This window comes from Sphingopyxis sp. Geo48, from assembly GCF_949769155.1.
Lineage (GTDB): Bacteria > Pseudomonadota > Alphaproteobacteria > Sphingomonadales > Sphingomonadaceae > Sphingopyxis.
This window is the reverse complement of the sequence record NZ_CATKPA010000001.1, coordinates 692,031-709,431: the sequence shown is the minus strand read 5'-3', so window position 1 is coordinate 709,431 and position 17,401 is coordinate 692,031. Positions and strand designations below refer to the sequence as shown.

Below are 17,401 nucleotides of genomic sequence, written 5' to 3'. Positions count from 1 at the left end.
GGCTCAGCGTTTCTTCGTCGCGGTTTTGGCGGGCGTCGGCCGCGTCGCCGCGGTTCCGCCGACCTTGGCGGTCTGCCCCGGCTGGACCTTCTGCAGCCCGTCGACGATCACGCGGTCGCCGGCGCGCAGCCCGTCGAGAATCGCCCACTGCCCCTGTTGCATCATGCCGAGCTTCACCGGACGGATCGTGACGATGTTCTTTGCATCGAGGATCATAACCGTCGCCGCATCGGCCGACAGCTTAACCGCGCGCTGCGGGATCAGGATGCCGTTCGGCCTGAAACCGGCCTTGATACGCGCGCGCACAAATTGCCCCGGCAGGAGCGTATCGGCGGGATTGGGGAATTCGGCGCGCAACGCCGCGGTGCCGGTCGCCTCGTCGATCGACAGGTCCAGGAAGTCGAGATGCCCGACCACCGGATAGGGGGTGCCGTCCTCGAGTACCAGTTGCACCTCGACCCGGCCCACCGGCGGAATCTGCAGCTTCCCGCTTTCGATGTCGCGGCGGATCGCCATCAGATCCGAACTCGACTGGCCGAAATTGACATAGACGCGGTCGATCTGTTCGATCGTCGTGAGCAACGTGCCCTGCGCCGCGCTGACCAGCGCGCCCTCGGTCACCTCGGCGCGCCGCGCCCGGCCGGCAATCGGCGCCGTCACGCTCGCATAGCCCAGGCTGAGCCGCGCCGAATCGAGATTGGCCTGCGCCGACTGGACGTCGGCCTCGGCGGTGCGCTGCGCGGCAACCGCAGCATCATACTCCTGCTTGCCGATCGCCTGTTCGGAGAGCAGCGGCTGATAGCGGCCGACCACCTGCCGTGCATTGGCGGCGGTCGCCTGCGCGCGGGCAAGCTGGGCGCGCGCCGCATTGACGTTCGCGGTCAACTGGCGCGGATCGATCCGAAACAGCGCCTTGCCCGCGGCAACATAGCTGCCTTCCTCGAACAGGCGGCGCTCGACGATCCCGTCGACGCGCGCGCGCACTTCGGCAGTGCGATAGGCCTGCACACGGCCGGGCAGCTCGATGATGTTGGGAACAGGCTGCGTCCCGACCGTCACGATGTTGACCTCGGGCGGCGGAGGCGCAGGCGGCGCTTCCGACGAACAGCCAGCCAGCAACAGGGCCAGCGCAGCGCCGGCGGCGCTTGCAAAGGGACGGACGCGACTCATAGGGACCCCTGAAAAATTCGCTGTTTTGGTGAACGTCGACGGATGGAAACCGTTGCACTTTGGCGCGGTGTAATTTAAATTACAGAAAAGAGCAAGGGAGAGGACGGGCTGTTGGTCGAGAATGAAGTGACTCTATGTCAAACCGATAGACCCAAGGGGCCCACCAGTCCGCGCGAACGGCGGTACGAGGCGATTCTCGACGCCGCCGAAACGCTGTTCATGGACCAGGGATATGACAGGACAAGTCTCGCCGAGATCGTCCGGCGTTCGGGCGGCTCGCTCGCGACCCTCTACGAGCTGTTCGGCAACAAGCAGGGCCTGCTTCATGCGATCGCCGTGCGCTGGCGCGACGAGACGATGCATGGCCGCGTCAACCAGGTGGAGGCGTCCGATACGTCGGCCGTCGAAATCCTGATGGGCTTCGTCCGCCGCGAGATCGGGCTTTGGCAATCGCCGCGTACGGTGGCGCTGTTGCGGATGCTGGTTTCCGAAGGCCTGCGCGACCGCGATTTCGCGTTGCAAACCTATCGCGACCTTCACCTTCCTTTCATTGCGGAGGTATCCGCATTATTCTCCGAATGGGCTGCCACCGGCAAGGCGGCAATCGACGATCCGGAAGCGGCCGCGCATCTTTTTCTATCGACGATTTCGGGCGACATGATGCTCAACCGCCTGTTCGGCGTCGAAGACGCTATGCTCGACGAAGCGCAGATCCGCTGGCGGCTACAGCCATTTTTCAGCCATTTCAGGATCGGCTGACCACCGCGACGCCGGCCGCCGCTTCCAACATGCTCGCTTGGGCCGACCTCGCGATTTGACCGGTCGCGCTGCAAACCGGGGCCAGCGTCAAGGTTACCGCATTGTCGCGCCGAAGACCGGACGACAGGTTCCGGCCCGCCCGAAGCCGACGCTACCCCAGCAAGCTCTTCGACGCCTGTTCGGTCACGTCGCGCGACAGGCCCGGTTGCGCGAGGATGCGTTGCAGTTCGGCCTTCATCATCGCCTGCCGCGCCTCGTCGAAGCGTTTCCAGCGGCCGAGCGGCGGGATCATCCGCGCCGCGGTCTGCGGGTTTTTCGGGTCGAGCGCGATGACAAGATCGGCGATCAGCCGGTAGCCCGCGCCATCGGCCTGATGAAACGCCGCCTGATTGCCCGTCAGCGCACCATAGAGCGAGCGCACGCGATTGGGGTTCGCCAGCGTGAAGTCGGGATGCCCGGCCAGTTCCTTCACCGCATCGACGGTGTCGGGACGCAGCGACCAGGCCTGCACCTGGAACCATTTGTCGAGTACCAGCGGATTGTCGCGATAGCGCTGGTAGAAGATATCGAGCGCCGCCACCCGTTCGTCGCTGTCGCCATGTGCCAGCGTCGCAAGCGCCGCCTGCCGTTCGGTCATCCCATCGGCGTCGGAGAAGATCTGGAACGCGACCGCCGGCGTATCGGGCAATCCCGTCGCCGCGAGGTACGCGAGCGCGACGCCGCGCAGGCGCCGGCCCCCCTTCGCCTTGCGCGACAGGATCGCGGCGGGCGGCGGCGTTTCGGCCAGGATCGCGCGCCACTCGGCTTCGAGCGCACCGCCGATCGCCGCCTGCAGCGCCAGCCGCTCGCGGCGGATCGCGTCGGGGTCGACGACGACCATCTGGTCGCCGACGAACGCTTCGCTCGGCAGCAGCACCGCCTCGGCAACGAACGCCGGATCGGCGGCGCGTCCGCCAAGCGTCTGCGCGACGGCGTCGATCACGACGCTGTGATCGACCGTCTCGCCCGACACGGCGGCGACCAGCGTGTCGAGCATCAGCTGCTGCAACGCCTCGTAGCGCGCGAACGGATCGTCGTCGTGTGCCGCAAGCCACGCCAGTTCGCCGTCCTCGCGCGCGCAATCGACGATCACCGGCGCCGAGAAACCGCGGTTGACCGACAGCATCGGGCGGCTGCGATAATGGCCGAGCGACACCGCCATCTCGGCGCGGTCGAGCAGGACAAGCCGTTCCTCCTCGACACCATGCCCGCCGTCGAGGTCGAACGCCTTGATCCGCAGCGGGATCAAGGTCGGCGCCTTGTCGGGCTGGCCGGGGGTCGCGGGCACCGTCTGCGCGAGGTGCAGCACGCGCTCGCCGGTGGCCTCGTCGCTCTCGATGCGCGCGGTGACGCGCGGCGTCCCCGCCTGCTCGTACCAGCGGCGGAACAGCGTGAGGTCGACGCCCGCGCCATCCTCGATCGCGCGGACGAAATCCTCGCACGTCGCCGCCTCGCCGTCGTGGCGCTCGAAATAGAGATCGGTGCCTTTGCGGAAACGCTCCGCCCCGACCATCGTGTGCATCATCCGGATGACCTCGGCGCCCTTGTTATAGACGGTCGCGGTGTAGAAGTTGCTGATTTCCTGATAGGAGTCGGGCCGGATCGGATGCGCGAGCGGCCCCGCATCCTCGGGGAATTGCGCAGCGCGGAGCAGGCGGACATCCTCGATCCGCTTGACCGGAGGCGAGCCCATGTCGGCCGAAAAGCTCTGGTCGCGAAAGACGGTGAAGCCCTCTTTCAGGCTCAGCTGGAACCAGTCGCGACAGGTGACGCGGTTGCCCGACCAGTTGTGGAAATATTCGTGCGCAACGACGCCCTCGACCCCGTCATAGTCGAGGTCGGTCGCGGTGTCGGGGTCGGCGAGGATGTAACGCGTGTTGAAGATGTTCAGCCCCTTGTTCTCCATCGCCCCCATGTTGAAGTCGCTGACCGCGACGATGTTGAACAGGTCGAGGTCATATTCGCGGCCATAGACCTGCTCGTCCCATTTCATGCTGTTCTTGAGCGCCTGCATCGCGTGGCTCGTGCGTTCGACGTCGCCCTCGCGCACCCAGATGCCGAGTTCGACCTTTCGCCCCGACAGGGTGACGAACTCGTCGCGATTGACCACCAGGTCGCCCGCGACGAGCGCGAAGAGATAGGAGGGCTTCGGCCACGGATCTTCCCACAGCGCCCAGTGCCGCCCGCCTTCGCTTTCGCCCTTTTCGATGCAATTGCCGTTCGACAGCAGGATCGGGAACAGCGCCTTGTCGCCTTCCATCCGCACCTTGTAGCGGCTGAGGACGTCGGGCCGGTCGGGGTGGAACGTGATGCGGCGAAAGCCCTCGGCCTCGCACTGGGTGCAGAGCATCCCGTTCGACGCGTAGAGGCCCATCAGCTGCGTGTTCGCGGCCGGGTTGATCGCGGTGTCGACCTCGACCACCGCCTCGGTCCGGTCGCCGAGATCGACGACCAGGTCGGGGCCTTCCATGCGCCAGTCGTTCCAGCCCTCGCCGTCGACGCGCACCGCGAGTGCGGTGAGCCCGTCGCCGCGCAGCGTCAACGGCACTGGCGCGTCGGCGCTGCGCACCACCGACAGCGCGGCGGTGACGCGCGTCTCGTCGATCCCCAGCGCGAAATCGAGCGCGATGTCGGGAAGCTGCCATTCGGGCGGCCGGTAATCGGCGCGGTGGATGGTGACGGGAATGGCGGGCGTGGAAGAGGCATCGGTCATGAACGAGGGTCTAGGCGCGGCGCCGCAGCCGCGCAATAAGCGCTGCAATGGCGAAGATGCTGATTTTCGGAATGGGCTATGCCGCGGGTCATCTCGCGGAGCGCCTGCGCGCGCGCGGCTGGGACGTGGAGGGCACCACGCAAGACGGGCGCGGTGAGAGCATCGCGTTCGCCGACGAGGCTGCGGTAATCGGCGCGCTGCGCTCGGCGACGCATATCCTCTCATCGGTCCCACCTGCAGGCGGCCGCGATCCGGTCCTCGACCGTTTCGGACAGGCGATCGCCGTCGCCCCTGCCGGCTGGGTGGGCTACCTGTCCTCGACCGGCGTCTATGGCGACACGGGCGGCGCGTGGGTCGACGAAAGCGCGCCGATCAAGGGCCGCCGCCCCGACCGCAACGCCGCCGACGCCGCATGGTCGGCGCTGCGCGGCGACGTGCGGCTCTTTCGCCTGCCCGGCATCTACGGCCCCGGCCGCTCGATCCTCGACCGGATCAACGAAGGCCGCGCGCACCGGATCGACCTGCCCGGTCAGGTTTTCAGCCGCGTCCATGTCGATGACATCGCGGGCGGCGTCATGGCGTCGTTCCGCGGACCGGCGGGCATCTACAACCTCGCCGACGACGAGCCCTGCCACCAGAACCGGTTGGTCGAATGGGGCTGCGCGATGCTCGATGCGCCCCTGCCCCCGCTCCTGCCGCTCGACGAAGCCGGTCTCTCGCCCGCCGCGCGCGCCTTCTATGGCGAGAACCGCCGTGTCGCGAACGGCAAGGCGAAGCGTCTCCTTGGGTGGACCCCGCGCTATCCGACGTTTCGCGAAGGGCTCGCCAGCCTCGTCTAGAGCAGCACGTCCACCGCGTGGATCAAGACCCCGACCAATCCGCCGACGAGCGTGCCGTTGATGCGGATATATTGCAGGTCGTCGCCGACCGCATTTTCCAGCCGGTCGGTGATCGTCTTGGCGTCCCAGCCGCGGATCGTGTCGGACACAAGCTTCAGCGCCGTCTCGCCATAGCTGTCGACCGTCCCGACGACCGCGCGCCGCGCATAGCGATTGAGCGTGCGCTTCAGCCCCTCGTCCTCACCCAGCATCGTGCCGAACTGCGTGACGAGCTCGCCGATTCGCCCCGCGAGCATCGTGTCGGGGTCGCGCGCGGCCTTGAGCAGCGCCGCGCGCCCCTGTTCCCACAATCCGTCGAGCCAGCGCTTGACCGCCTTGTTCTCGAGCAGCTCGTCGCGGACTTGTCCGACCTTCGCCTTCACCTCGGGATCGTGCTGCAGGTCGAGCGCCATCTTGGCGAGCCCTTCCTCGACGCGGATGCGCAGCGGGTGCGTCTCGTCGACCGCCATTTCGCTGAGCAGCTTCGACAGCCCCGCGACGATGCGGTTCGAGATGCTCTCGTCGAGCCCGGTGAAGCGCACGATCGCGTTCGAATTGTCGTGGACCATCTGGTGGATCAGATGTTCGTTGAGTTCGAGCGTCTTTGATCCCCATTTGACCATCGCGTCGAGCAAGGGCTGGTGCCGCCCCTCGGCGAGCGCCGCCTGCAGCGCCTGCCCGAGTAGCGGCGCGACGTCGAGGTCGCGCAGGCGATCGGCGATCGCCGACTTGACCATGCCACCCAGCCGCTGCTGGTCGAGCGCGCCGAGCCCGTCGGCGATGATCCGCGACGCGCCGAGCTTGAGCCGACCGCCGCCCTCGGCCGGCTGCGACAGGAATTTCCCGACCGCGCCCGCGACGTCGACCGTCTGCATCTTGCGCGCGATCAGCCGCGGCAGCAGGAAATTGGTGAGCAGGAAGCGCGCCAGCGTGTCGCCGATGCGGTTCTTGTTGCGCGGCACGATCGCGGTGTGCGGGATCGGCAGGCCCAGCGGATGGCGGAACAGCGCGGTCACCGCGAACCAGTCGGCCAGCCCGCCGACCATCGCCGCCTCCGCAAAGGCGCGCACGAAACCGACCGCGGGATGGACGTGATCGAAATAGCGCGCGGCGAGGAACACCGCCGCCATGACGATCAGCAATCCGGTCGCCACCACACGGATATTGGAGCCCCGCGCCGGAATGGCGACGCCTATCGGCCGGGAAAGAAGGCTGTCGGTCATGCGAACCAAATGGCGAAACGCCGCAAAGGTTGCAACCGGCGCAGCGACTTACCGCGCCGGTTCGCCTGCATTATTCCGCCGGTTCGGGCGCCGCGGCGCCGTGCGGCTTCACATCGTCGCCCTTGCGATAGGTCAGAAGGTTGCGCGAGAAGAAGCGGCCGAGGCGCTTCTCGATGCTGTCGGCCAGGCTGAACCCTGCGGGCACGATCAGCAGCGTCAGCAGCGTCGACAGCGTCAGCCCGCCGATCACCACGACGCCCATCGGCGCACGCCACGCGCCGTCGCCCGACAGCGACAGCGCCGTCGGCACCATGCCGGCAACCATCGCGACCGTCGTCATGACGATCGGCTGCGCGCGCTTGCGGCCCGCATCGAGCAGCGCCTCCATCTTGCCGACGCCATGATCCATTTCCTCGATCGCGAAATCGACGAGCAGGATCGAATTCTTCGCGACGATGCCGAGCAGCATCAGCAGGCCGATATAGACGGGCATCGAGATTTCCATACCCGTAATCAGCAGTCCGAGCAGCCCGCCCAAAGGCGCGAGCAACAGCGACGACATGTTGACCAGCGGCGACAGGAAACGGCGATAGAGCAGCACCAGCGTCGAGAAGACGAGCAGCAGGCCCGAGACGACCGCGATCAGGAAGTTGTTGATCAGTTCGGCCTGCCATTTGGCGTCACCCTGGATGATCTTGCGCACGCCCTGCGGCATGTTCTTGATCGCCGGCAGCGCGTCGATCTTCTTCTGCGCGTCGCCGGTGACAAGGCCGGGCGCCAGGTCGGCACCGATCACGATGCGCCGCGTCTGGTTGTAGCGGCGCAGCTCGGTCGGACCGGCGCCAAAACCGATCTCGGCGACCGACTTCAGCGGCACCGTCGTTCCCCGCGAGGTCGGAACGGGCAGGTTCTCGATCGTCGCGAGCGCGCGACGCGAATCTTCGGACAGCAGCACGCGGATCGGAATCTGGCGATCGGACAGCGAGAATTTCGCCGCATTCTGGTCGATGTCGCCGATCGTCGCGATGCGGATCGTCTGGCTGAGCGCCGAGGTCGTGACGCCGAGTTCGGCGGCAAGGTCGAGGCGCGGCTTGACGATGATTTCGGGGCGCGGAATGTCGCCCTCGATCCGCGGCGAGCGCAGCTCCTTGAGCTTGCTCATCTCGCCGACGATCTTCATCGCGTGACGCTCGAGCAGCGCCGGATCGTCGCCGCCGATGATGAAGGTCAGATCGCGGCCCGAAAAACCACCCGACTGGCTCTGGAACGACACGCGTGCGTCGGGAATCGCCGCCATTTTCGGCTGCAACCCGCGTTCCCAGTCGACGCTGGTCTGTTCGCGCTTCTTCTTGAGCGTGATGTACACCGTGCCGCCGCCGACATTGACGTCATAGAAGGCATTTTCGACCGTCTTGTCGGCTTCGAGAATATCGTTGATCTCGTTCGAGATATGCTCGCTCTGCGCCAGCGTCGACCCCGGCGGCAGCTCCCAGCGCACCTGGCTGTAATCGCTGTTGATCGTCGGCTGGAACTGCTGCGGCAGCGTCGCGAACAGGAAGATGCTCGTCGCGAAAGCCGCGACGCCGATCCCGACGATCCAGACGCGATGGTCGAACAGCCGCGCGTAGGTGCGCTGCGCGATCGATTTCGCCCAATGGGTAAAAGCCCACTGGCGCACGCCGAGTGCATAGGCGGCCGCACCGATAATGATCTGGAGCATACCGGCGGCAAGATAGGCGCCGACGATGCTCAGCGGCGTCAGCAGCAGGAAATGGATCGCGGCGTTGGGCGCATCCTGCCCGGCAGGAACCGGCCGGAAAAAGGTCGCGACCTGCAACAGGCCGACAAAGCCCGCGACCACCAGCGGCACGATCAGGTAGATCAGCCGCGTCGAGGTCAGCGCGTAGGTCGCGCGCTTCGCCTGATGCTTGCTGTTGTCGAGCGTCCACGCAAGGATGCGTTCGTAGCGGTCGACCCACGGGCCCGAAGCGTGATCCTGCTCGCCCTGCGCCGACAGGAAATAGGCGGCGATCATCGGGGTGATCATGCGCGCGACCGCCAGGCTGACGAGCACCGCGAACACGACGGTCATGCCGAACTGGATGAAGAACTGCCCCGACACGCCGGGCATCAGCGCGACGGGCAGGAACACCGCGACGATCGACATGGTCGTCGCGACGACCGCAAGCCCGATCTCGTCGGCGGCGTCGATCGACGCCTGATAGGCGGTCTTGCCCATCCGCATATGTCTGACGATATTCTCGATCTCGACGATCGCGTCGTCGACCAGCACGCCGGCGACGAGGCTGAGCGCCAGCAGCGACAGGCCGTTCAGCGAAAAGCCCATCATGTCCATGAACCAGAAGGTCGGGATCGCCGACAGCGGGATCGCGAGCGCACTGATCAGCGTCGCGCGCCAGTCGCGCAGGAACAGGAAGACGACGACGACGGCCAGCACCGCGCCCTCGATCATCGCGGCCATCGAGCTGCGATATTGTTCCTTCGTATATTCGGTGCGCGTGAACAGGATCTTGAAGTCGACCTTGGGGTTGTTCTTCTTGATCTCGGCGAGCTTCTTCATCGTCTCGTCGTGGACGGTGACGTCCGACGAACCCTTCGCCTTTTCGATCGAGAAGCTCAACACCTGCTTGCCGCCGATCTTCGCGAGGTTGCGCTGTTCGGCATAGCCGTCGGTGACCTTCGCGACGTCCGACAGGCGGATCGTGCGGCCGTTGCCGATCGAGATGCGCGTGTCGCCGAGTTGGAACGCGTTCGCAGCGTTGCCGAGCACGCGCACCGCCTGTTCGCTACCCGCAATCTCGGTGCGCCCGCCCGCGGCGTTGACGTTCACCTGACGCAGCTGCTGGTTCACCTGGCTCGCGGTCAGGCCATAGCTCTGCATCCGCGCCGGATCGAGGATCACGCGGATCTCGCGGTCGACGCCGCCCGAGCGGCGCACCTGGCTCATGCCCGGGATCGAAAGCAGTTCCTTCGCGACCGTATTGTCGACGAACCACGACAATTGCTCCAGCGTCATGTCGCGCGTCTCGACTGCGAAATAGGTGATCGGGCCGCCCGCGATATCGACGCGCACGACCTGCGGTTCGAGAATGCCGTCGGGCAGGTCGCTGCGGATCTGCGAGATCGCCTGGTTGACGTCGTTATAGGCGCGGTCGATCGGGGTGCCGATCGCGAACTGGACCATCGTGCGGCTGTTGCCCTCGCTGACATAGGAGGACATTTCATCGACGCCGCTGACGCTGCGCACCGCGGCTTCGACGCGCTGCGTCACCTGCGTCTCGAGTTCGGACGGCGCGGCGCCCGGCTGGGCGACGATGACCTGCACCGCCGGGAATTCGATGTCCGGATTGTCGTTGACGTCCATCCGGTTGAAACTGACGACCCCCGCCAGCAGCAACAGGATGAACAGCACGATCGGCGGCACCGGGTTGCGGATGCACCAGGCGGAGATGTTGCGAAAGCTCATGATTCAAACGCCCTTGTGCGCCCGCAGGCTGCGTGTGCGACCAATTCTACTGCGACGATTTCTGGACCACCGGCTTCACCTTGTCGCCGGGGTTCAGGAATGCGCCCGCCAGCACGACGACCTTCTCGTTGCCGGTCAGGCCCGACGCGATCGACACGCCGCCGTCGGTGACGGTGCCGACCTTCACCAGCTTGCGCTCGATCTTGTCGTCCGCGCCGACGACCAGCACGAAATTGCCGTCGGGTCCGCTCTGCACCGCACTCTCGGGGAGCAGCGGCGCTTCTTCGGTGCCCGAGACGAGCCGCGCGTCGGCGAAGCCGCCGGGGCGCAGCGCGGCGCTGTACGGGACCGCGATGCGCACCGTGCCCTGCCGCGTGTCCATGTTGACGATCGGCGAAACCTGCCACACCTGCCCCGCGATCTGCAGGTCGGTGCCGACCGGCGTGATCGTCGCGCGGGTGCCGACCTTGACGCGCTGCAAATCGGCTTCGGCGAGCTGCGCCAGCATTTCCATCTCGCCGCCGCGCGCCATGCGGAACAGCACGCCGCTGCCCGCGCCGACGACCTGGCCGGGTTCGACCTGACGCGTCAGGACCAGCCCCGCCGCCGGGGCGACGATGTTGAGGCGGCCGTTGCGCGCCAGCGCTTCCTGATATTGCGCCTGCGACACGCGGACGCGCGCGTTCGCGGCATCGCGGGTCGCGCGCTTGCGGTCCATGTCGGCCTTCGAGATGAAGCCGCGGCCGACCAGCGCCTGCGCCCGCTCCAGCTCCGCCTGCGCCAGATCGGCATCGGCCTGCGCAACCTTGATCGAGGCCGCGAGGCTCGCCGCCTGCTGCGACTGGACGGCGCGGTCGATCACCGCGAGCGTCTGGCCCGCGCCGACCCACTGGCCGGGCTCGACGAGCACGCGGACGACCTGTCCGCCCTCGCCCGCGATGCCGACCGGCATTTCGCGGCGCGCCGCGATTGTGCCGTTCGCGGCGATCGCCGCCTGCACCGAGACGCGGCCGGGAATGACGACGGTGACGTTCGGCACATTCTGCGCGCCCGCGCCGCCGGCGCCGCTCGCCGCCGTATCGGCGCCCTTGCTGTGCGCGAACGCATACCAGACGCCGAGCAGGATGACCGCGATCAGCGCGACCGCCGCGATCGTCAGCATCCGCTTGCGGCGGTTGTCATCGGCTTCGTAAAAGCTTTCGGTCCCCGCCAGGCTGTCCATCGAATCCACTTTCCGCTCGTAATTCACGCCACATCCCCTCGGCCGCCGGCGTGCTGCCGACGGCGGTGCAAGCCGCACCGCACGGGCGCAGCCCAATTTCCGGTCGGTGTATTACCCTATTAAATCACCACGCGCAAGGGGTGAAACAGGCTCCCTCGCCCCACCCTCCGGGCACCGCGTCTTAGGCAGGTCGGGCAGAAAATTCCAGTAGTTGGTCATCAAAAAGGGGCGGCCGACATGCGCCGACCGCCCCCGTTTCTTCGCTGTCAGGTCCGGATAGGACCCGGCCGTTCGCGCCGTCAGCGTACCCTGCCGCGCCGGATCAGGTTGACGATCGCCAGCAGGATGATCGCGCCGATGAACGCTGTGACCAGCGTCCGCCAGTCGAACGCATCGCCGCGCAGGTGTCCGCCGCCAAAGACGCCGCCCAAGAGCAGCCGGCCGAGGATAGACCCGACGCAACCGACGATGATATTCAGGAAAATGCCCTGCTGGGCATCGGTGCGCATCACGATGCTGGCGAGCCAGCCGATAATGCCGCCCATCACAATAGCGATAATGAAACTAATCATGATTGACCCCCTACGATCAATGGTCTGCCCGACGTTGTGGACAGCCTGTGCTACCCTAAATCACTGCAATCGCCTAGCGAAATGGCGGAGCGCGCGCGGTTGCCGGGGCGCCGTTCACCGAGGACAGGCGCAAGGTACGAAATCGATCATCCCTATGATCTCCCCTTTCCGGTCGGCGAGCCCGTCAACAGGCGATCGGGCAGCCGCCGATACGCGAACAATGCGAGAGGGGTGGAAAAGGTTCCCGGCCGCGACCCAAAGGCCACGGCCGGGAAGAGGAGGATCAGTTCCGATCGGGGAACTGCTCCGGGTCGCAACACCGGCATAAGCAGCCTTGTTTGACCGCGATGTGACGCCGATCACTCGGTGGAATTTTTTTGGGAAAAGGCTGCGGCGTCGCCGCGGCGTCCGGCAGGGAGCGAATGTCCCTCGTTCGCGCATACGAAATGGGGGCCGACATCGCTGCCAACCCCCACTATCCGGTTACGCCCCTCGCCGCGCTTCGCCGCTGCATCCCGGTTCCCTGTCCTTTCGGTCAGTGACCCGCAAAACGCCTCGCCGCCGCGTGCGCCGGAACGATCCGGCGATGGTTCGGTCGGCCCCCTTTCGGGGGCCGGCCTCACCTGGAAAGCCCTTCATCATCTCGTCCGTGCCTCTGCCTGAACAGCTGCGCTTTCAAAGCGATGGACTGCATTTCCGTACCTGATCGGGTCCGCTTCAACTCGTGGGAATCGCTGCGTTCCGTGATCCGGCTATCGGTTGCCTTCCTCGTCGTCCCTCTCCGTTCTCGTCCGGCCAGTCTTGCAACTGCCCTTCTCGTCCCGGCGGTCCGTCGTCTCCGGCGTCCGATGATTTGAAGCTGTCACGAACGCGGGATGCCGCCAACAGAAAATGCACATAAAGCAGCAATCATGCCCGTTCGCTTGTGGATAAGTCCGGCATTAGCAACAAGCGGATTCGCTGCAGCATTTTTGTAATAGCAATGCAGCATTTTTGAATTCATCGGCCGGACCGAAATGCGCGACTCGCCGCCGCGACTCGATTCGCGAAACCGCAAAAAGCGACTCGCCGCCGCGACTCACGCGCGTCCGAGGTCGCCCTTGCCGACGGTCCCCGATGCCATTTCGAGCATCCGGTCGAGACTCTTGCGCGCAGCGAGGCGGAGCCCTTCCTCCATCTCGATCTGCGGCTTGAGGTCGCGGAGCGCGATGTACAGCTTCTCCATCGTGTTGAGCGCCATGTACGGGCAGATGTTGCAGTTGCAGTTTCCATCCGCGCCCGGCGCGCCGATGAAGGTCTTTTCGGGCAGCGCGAGTTCCATCTGGTGGATGATGTGCGGCTCGGTCGCGACGATCAGCGTGTCGCCGGGGAAGCTCTTCGCGAACTGCAAAATGCCGCTCGTCGATCCGACATAATCGGCATGGTCGACGATGTGCGGCGGACATTCGGGGTGCGCCGCAACCGGCGCGCCCGGATGCTGCGCCTTCAGCTTGAGCAGTTCGGTCTCGCTGAACGCCTCGTGGACGATGCACACGCCCGGCCACAACAGCATGTCGCGTCCGAACTTGCGGTTGAGATAGCCGCCAAGGTGCCGGTCGGGGCCGAAGATGATCTTCTGGCTTTCGGGGATCTGGCTGATGATCGTCTCGGCGCTCGACGAGGTGACGATGATGTCGCTCAATGCCTTCACCGCCGCCGAGCAGTTGATGTAGGTCAGCGCGATATGGTCGGGATGCTTTTCGCGGAAACGCTTGAACTGTTCGGGCGGACAGCTGTCCTCGAGGCTGCACCCCGCATCCATGTCGGGCAGGATCACCGTCTTCTGCGGGCTCAGGATCTTCGCGGTCTCGGCCATGAACTTGACCCCGCAAAAGGCGATCACGTCGGCGTCGGTGTCCGCCGCCTTGCGCGAGAGCTCGAGCGAATCGCCGACGAAATCGGCCAGATCCTGAATCTCGGGCTTCTGATAATAATGCGCGAGGATGACGGCGTTGCGCTCCTTGCGGAGGCGCTCGATTTCGGCGCGCAGGTCGAGACCCGACAGATTTTCGCGAACGGGAGCAGTCATGGCTTTTCCTTTTATGGCTTTGCCTTGCGCGGCGCTCTACACCGCGTCCGCCATAAGGGCAATTCGCCGTATCAGCTTCCGGTTAGCTTCGCCGCCAGCGCGGCCACCGGCGGCGTCAGCGACAGAAGATAGACGATCACGCGCACCGCGATGACAAGCAGCGCGACCGCTTTCGTCGCCGGATGGACGTGCCCCAGCGTGCGCCGGTCGTGCGCCGCGATGATCCCGACGACCGCCAGCTGGATCAGCGCGACCGGAATGTCCGACCAGCCGATCATCAGCGGCATCGGCAGCAACCGGCCGAGCGCGGGTTCGAGGATCATGATCGTCGCGCCGATCATCAGCCGCCGGTGCCATTCGGTATCGCTGCGCCGGCGGATCGCCATCATCACCGCCAGCCCGAATGCGAGCGCCTCGATCGTCGTGAGCGCAAGGAAATAGGGCGCGGTGAAAAAGGGCGGGAAGCGGTTCAGCGCCAGCGATGCCAGCCCGACGAAAATGCCGAGGCAGACGATCAACGCCGCCAGCCCCGCTCCCATCCAGCCGAGCCGCCGGTGCAGCGCCAGATTGCCCCGCGCCTCCAGCGTCGGCTGAACGATCAGCAACCCGAGCCACGCCAGCATCGCGACCCCGTGCAAATGCACCCAGAAGGGCGCCTTCACCGGATCGACGAACCCGCGCAGCGCAAATTGCACGAAACCGAAGATGATGAAGACGGCGAGCCCGATCGCCATCCGTTGCCAGAACCGTTCGGCGCGCACCGCGCCCTCGACCGCCGTCGCCATGTCCCATTCCCCTCGCAGTCTGCCCGCGCGGAGAATATCGCATCCCCGAACCTTGCGAAAGGGTCAGTTCGCAGGGTCGTCCGCAAAGCGCGCGGTCACCTTTGCTTCGATCCCCGCGGCCTTCAGCGGCATCGCGAAGCTCTGCTCGACCGCGGTGCGTGCGGCGCCCTGCGCCAGCCGCATCGGCACCGTCCCCTTCGCCTGCTTGATCAACTCTTCCTGCGCCGCCTTGCGGTTCGCGGCGTCGAGCGTCTTTTCGGCATCGGTCAGCGTCAGCAGGATCACCCCGTCGCGAAACTCGCTGATCGCATCGATGTCGATCTCGGGGCCCGCCAGCCGCAGCGGCGGCAAGGTGACGGTCAGCGCATTGGTGCCCGCATCCCAGTCGAGGTCGGACTGCCTGAGCTTGCCAAGGTCAAGCTCGTAGCGGACCGTCCCCGGCATGATCAGCGTCTTCTTCGCCTCCAGCCCCAGCCGCGACTGCGTCGAGGTCACGACCGCGACATAGCGCGCGGTGAAGGGCACGAGCACATTCTGCTCCTGCAACCCCTGCAGGCTCGCCGCGACGACGGTCTCGGGGTCGAAGCCCTTCTGCCAGTCGCGCCAGGCGCTGACCGCCCACCAGGCGGCGAGCGCCAGCAAAGCCGCCGCCGCGAGCAGGATCAGGCGCGGCAACAGGCGCGGTGCGGGCGAGGACGCGGGTGTGGTCATGGCGTGGTGTAATCCGAACAATCGGGCGCCGGCCGGTCCATTTCATAGCGCGACGTCGCGGGGTTGTAATGCAGCACGCGGTCATAGCTGCAGCGGGGATCGGGCGCACGCACCAGGTCGGCGCGCTTCAGCCTCACCGCGCTATTGTCCTCCGACCGGCGCGAGGTGCGCGGGAAGGTCGTCGCGGCAGCGCGATAGGTGAGCGCGGGCCACCAGCCGCCATCGGCGGGGGCAGCCGTCAGCGTCGCGGCAAAATCATATTCGTCGTGGCACGCCTCCAGCCGGTCCTTCATGCCCTGCTCCGAAAAGCAGGCGCGGATCATCAGCGAGCCGTCCCACACAATATTCAGCACTTCCTCGCCGAGCCCGGTCGATCCCGGGGCGCTGCCGAGCTCGAAAAGATGCAGCCGTGCCGCCGACCCGCCGCCGCCCGAATACATCGCATTCTGGCGGCCGAGGATGCCGACAAGATAGCGCGGCGCGCCGTCCCCGCCCTTCGCGGCGATCAGGTTCGGCCACAGTTCCTGCGCTCCGGCATCGTCAAAGCCGGGCAAGGCGATTGACGTCGGCGCGTCCGACGCCGGCGACGTCACCCGCAGCTCCGCCGCGCCCGCACCGTCTTCGGTGACCGGGATTTCGAGGCACAGGCTCCTGTCGGGCACGCAGTGCCGATCGCCATCCTTGACGAGCGCGACCACCGCGCCGTCGCCATCGGTGGGGGCGGGCACGGCGGCCGCCAGCACCAGCGCTATCAGCATCAGGCAAGCACCCATTCGTCATCGTGCGACCGCACGACGCCGCGCGTCTGGAGGTCGAGCAGGTGCGCGAGCACCGACCGCCCGGCGGCGCCGGTCAGCCGCGGGTCGAGACCCTTGTACATATGCTTCACCATCTCGGGGATCGCGCGCGTCCCCTTGTCGAGTTCGCGCAATATCTGCCGCTCGCGCTGCTTGCGATGGCCCAGCATCCCGCGCACGAGCTGCCTCGGCTTCGTCACCGCGGGGCCGTGCGCCGGATAATAGATGCGGTCGCCGCGCTCATACAGCTTCGACAGGCTCGCCATATAGGCGGCCATGTCGCCGTCGGGCGGGCTCACCACGCTCGTCGACCACGCCATCACATGGTCGCCGGTGAACAGCGCCCCGCTTTCGACGAGCGCGAAGCAGAGGTGGTTCGACGTATGCCCCGGCGTCGCGACCGCCTCGATCGTCCAGCCGTCGCCCGCAATCCGCTCGCCGTCGGTGAGCACGCGGTCGGGCGAATAGTCGCTGTCGAAGGCCGAATCCGCGCGCGGCCCGTCGTCGGCCAGCGCCAGCGGCGCGCAGCCGATGATCGGCGCGCCCGTCGCCTCCTGCAACGGACGCGACGCGGGACTATGGTCGCGGTGCGTGTGCGTGCACAGGATCGCCGTGATGCGCTGGCCCTCGGTCGCGCGCAGGATCGCCTCGACATGCCCGACGCCGTTGATGTCGGCGGGGTCGCCGATGCTCAGCCCCGATCCGGTCGGGCCGGGATCGATCACCGCGACGTCGCTCCCCGCCCCGACGATCCACGTCTGGGTGCCGGTGAAGGTATAGGGCGAGGGATTGGGCGCGAGCACGCGGCGCACCAGCGGCTCATGCTGCTCGCAGTCGCCGGCGCGGATCGTGTCGGGCCAGGGCTTTTCGTCGCTCATGCCCGCCCATGTGGCACCGCGCCGCGCGAAGGAAAAGGCCCGAGGGAGAAAAAGCCGGCACCAATAGAGAAAGGGAGCGAACATGGCCGCCCCCTTTCC

General features: G+C 66.5%; 13 protein-coding genes. 2 read left to right on the top strand and 11 right to left on the bottom strand.

All coding sequences use genetic code 11. From position 1 onward, the window contains the following. Positions 1 to 3: 3 nt before the first annotated feature. Complete coding sequence (locus QOL79_RS03670) at positions 4 to 1,170, bottom strand: efflux RND transporter periplasmic adaptor subunit (protein WP_058454116.1); 1,167 nt, start codon at positions 1,168 to 1,170, stop codon at positions 4 to 6. A 111-nt stretch (positions 1,171 to 1,281) separates the two neighbouring features. Here QOL79_RS03670 and QOL79_RS03665 point away from each other — a divergent pair, with 111 nt between their 5' ends. Continuing rightward, positions 1,282 to 1,929 carry a TetR/AcrR family transcriptional regulator gene (locus QOL79_RS03665; RefSeq protein WP_283418653.1) on the top strand — a complete coding sequence of 216 codons (648 nt, stop codon included), beginning with the start codon at positions 1,282 to 1,284 and terminating at the stop codon, positions 1,927 to 1,929. 151 nt (positions 1,930 to 2,080) lie between these two features. Here QOL79_RS03665 and pepN read toward each other — a convergent pair whose 3' ends face one another. Then, complete coding sequence (pepN, locus tag QOL79_RS03660; protein WP_283418652.1) at positions 2,081 to 4,681, bottom strand: aminopeptidase N; 2,601 nt, start codon at positions 4,679 to 4,681, stop codon at positions 2,081 to 2,083. Between the two features lie 47 nt (positions 4,682 to 4,728). On the opposite strand from pepN, the gene QOL79_RS03655 reads away from it, so the two are divergent. Then, positions 4,729 to 5,520: a Rossmann-fold NAD(P)-binding domain-containing protein gene (locus QOL79_RS03655; protein ID WP_283418651.1), complete on the top strand. Its 792-nt coding sequence runs from the start codon at positions 4,729 to 4,731 to the stop codon at positions 5,518 to 5,520. Here QOL79_RS03655 and QOL79_RS03650 read toward each other — a convergent pair. The 9 genes from QOL79_RS03650 to QOL79_RS03610 all read right to left on the bottom strand — a co-directional run bounded on the left by QOL79_RS03650 (position 5,517) and on the right by QOL79_RS03610 (position 17,302). Next, positions 5,517 to 6,782, bottom strand: coding sequence for a DUF445 domain-containing protein (locus QOL79_RS03650; RefSeq protein WP_283418650.1), 1,266 nt, complete (start codon positions 6,780 to 6,782; stop codon positions 5,517 to 5,519). The genes QOL79_RS03655 and QOL79_RS03650 overlap by 4 nt on opposite strands. A 70-nt stretch (positions 6,783 to 6,852) precedes the next feature. Next, positions 6,853 to 10,269 (bottom strand): efflux RND transporter permease subunit, encoded by a 3,417-nt coding sequence (locus QOL79_RS03645; protein WP_283418649.1) that lies wholly within the window; start codon positions 10,267 to 10,269, stop codon positions 6,853 to 6,855. A gap of 46 nt (positions 10,270 to 10,315) precedes the next feature. Then, positions 10,316 to 11,518 (bottom strand): efflux RND transporter periplasmic adaptor subunit, encoded by a 1,203-nt coding sequence (locus tag QOL79_RS03640; RefSeq protein ID WP_502957371.1) that lies wholly within the window; start codon positions 11,516 to 11,518, stop codon positions 10,316 to 10,318. 272 nt (positions 11,519 to 11,790) lie between these two features. After that, positions 11,791 to 12,063 (bottom strand): GlsB/YeaQ/YmgE family stress response membrane protein, encoded by a 273-nt coding sequence (locus QOL79_RS03635; RefSeq protein WP_197410113.1) that lies wholly within the window; start codon positions 12,061 to 12,063, stop codon positions 11,791 to 11,793. Positions 12,064 to 13,141: 1,078 nt separating this feature from the next. Continuing rightward, the gene (nadA, locus tag QOL79_RS03630) at positions 13,142 to 14,131 is read right to left on the bottom strand and encodes a quinolinate synthase NadA (RefSeq protein WP_282947113.1); all 990 of its coding nucleotides are present in this window, start codon (positions 14,129 to 14,131) and stop codon (positions 13,142 to 13,144) included. Positions 14,132 to 14,202: 71 nt separating this feature from the next. Further along, positions 14,203 to 14,916 carry an adenylate cyclase gene (locus tag QOL79_RS03625; RefSeq protein WP_283418648.1) on the bottom strand — a complete coding sequence of 238 codons (714 nt, stop codon included), beginning with the start codon at positions 14,914 to 14,916 and terminating at the stop codon, positions 14,203 to 14,205. 63 nt (positions 14,917 to 14,979) lie between these two features. Beyond that, positions 14,980 to 15,627, bottom strand: coding sequence for a DUF4230 domain-containing protein (locus QOL79_RS03620; RefSeq protein ID WP_283418647.1), 648 nt, complete (start codon positions 15,625 to 15,627; stop codon positions 14,980 to 14,982). Continuing rightward, on the bottom strand, positions 15,624 to 16,385 hold the full coding sequence (locus QOL79_RS03615) for a hypothetical protein (RefSeq protein WP_283418646.1): 762 nt from the start codon (positions 16,383 to 16,385) through the stop codon (positions 15,624 to 15,626). Before QOL79_RS03615 ends, QOL79_RS03620 begins: the two co-directional genes overlap by 4 nt. Beyond that, a complete protein-coding gene (locus QOL79_RS03610; protein ID WP_283418645.1) occupies positions 16,385 to 17,302 on the bottom strand; it encodes an MBL fold metallo-hydrolase in 918 nt (305 codons plus the stop codon). Before QOL79_RS03610 ends, QOL79_RS03615 begins: the two co-directional genes overlap by 1 nt. Positions 17,303 to 17,401: the final 99 nt, after the last annotated feature.

What these genes read in the sequence shown, in the direction of transcription:
- nadA (WP_282947113.1), bottom strand. Translation starts at nt 14,131, where the DNA reads ATGACTGCTCCCGTTCGCGAAAATCTGTCGGGTCTCGACCTGCGCGCC.
- QOL79_RS03655 (WP_283418651.1), top strand. Translation starts at nt 4,729, where the DNA reads ATGGCGAAGATGCTGATTTTCGGAATGGGCTATGCCGCGGGTCATCTC.
- QOL79_RS03615 (WP_283418646.1), bottom strand. Translation starts at nt 16,385, where the DNA reads ATGCTGATAGCGCTGGTGCTGGCGGCCGCCGTGCCCGCCCCCACCGAT.
- QOL79_RS03610 (WP_283418645.1), bottom strand. Translation starts at nt 17,302, where the DNA reads ATGAGCGACGAAAAGCCCTGGCCCGACACGATCCGCGCCGGCGACTGC.
- QOL79_RS03645 (WP_283418649.1), bottom strand. Translation starts at nt 10,269, where the DNA reads ATGAGCTTTCGCAACATCTCCGCCTGGTGCATCCGCAACCCGGTGCCG.
- QOL79_RS03620 (WP_283418647.1), bottom strand. Translation starts at nt 15,627, where the DNA reads ATGACCACACCCGCGTCCTCGCCCGCACCGCGCCTGTTGCCGCGCCTG.
- QOL79_RS03635 (WP_197410113.1), bottom strand. Translation starts at nt 12,063, where the DNA reads ATGATTAGTTTCATTATCGCTATTGTGATGGGCGGCATTATCGGCTGG.
- QOL79_RS03670 (WP_058454116.1), bottom strand. Translation starts at nt 1,170, where the DNA reads ATGAGTCGCGTCCGTCCCTTTGCAAGCGCCGCCGGCGCTGCGCTGGCC.
- QOL79_RS03650 (WP_283418650.1), bottom strand. Translation starts at nt 6,782, where the DNA reads ATGACCGACAGCCTTCTTTCCCGGCCGATAGGCGTCGCCATTCCGGCG.
- pepN (WP_283418652.1), bottom strand. Translation starts at nt 4,681, where the DNA reads ATGACCGATGCCTCTTCCACGCCCGCCATTCCCGTCACCATCCACCGC.
- QOL79_RS03625 (WP_283418648.1), bottom strand. Translation starts at nt 14,916, where the DNA reads ATGGCGACGGCGGTCGAGGGCGCGGTGCGCGCCGAACGGTTCTGGCAA.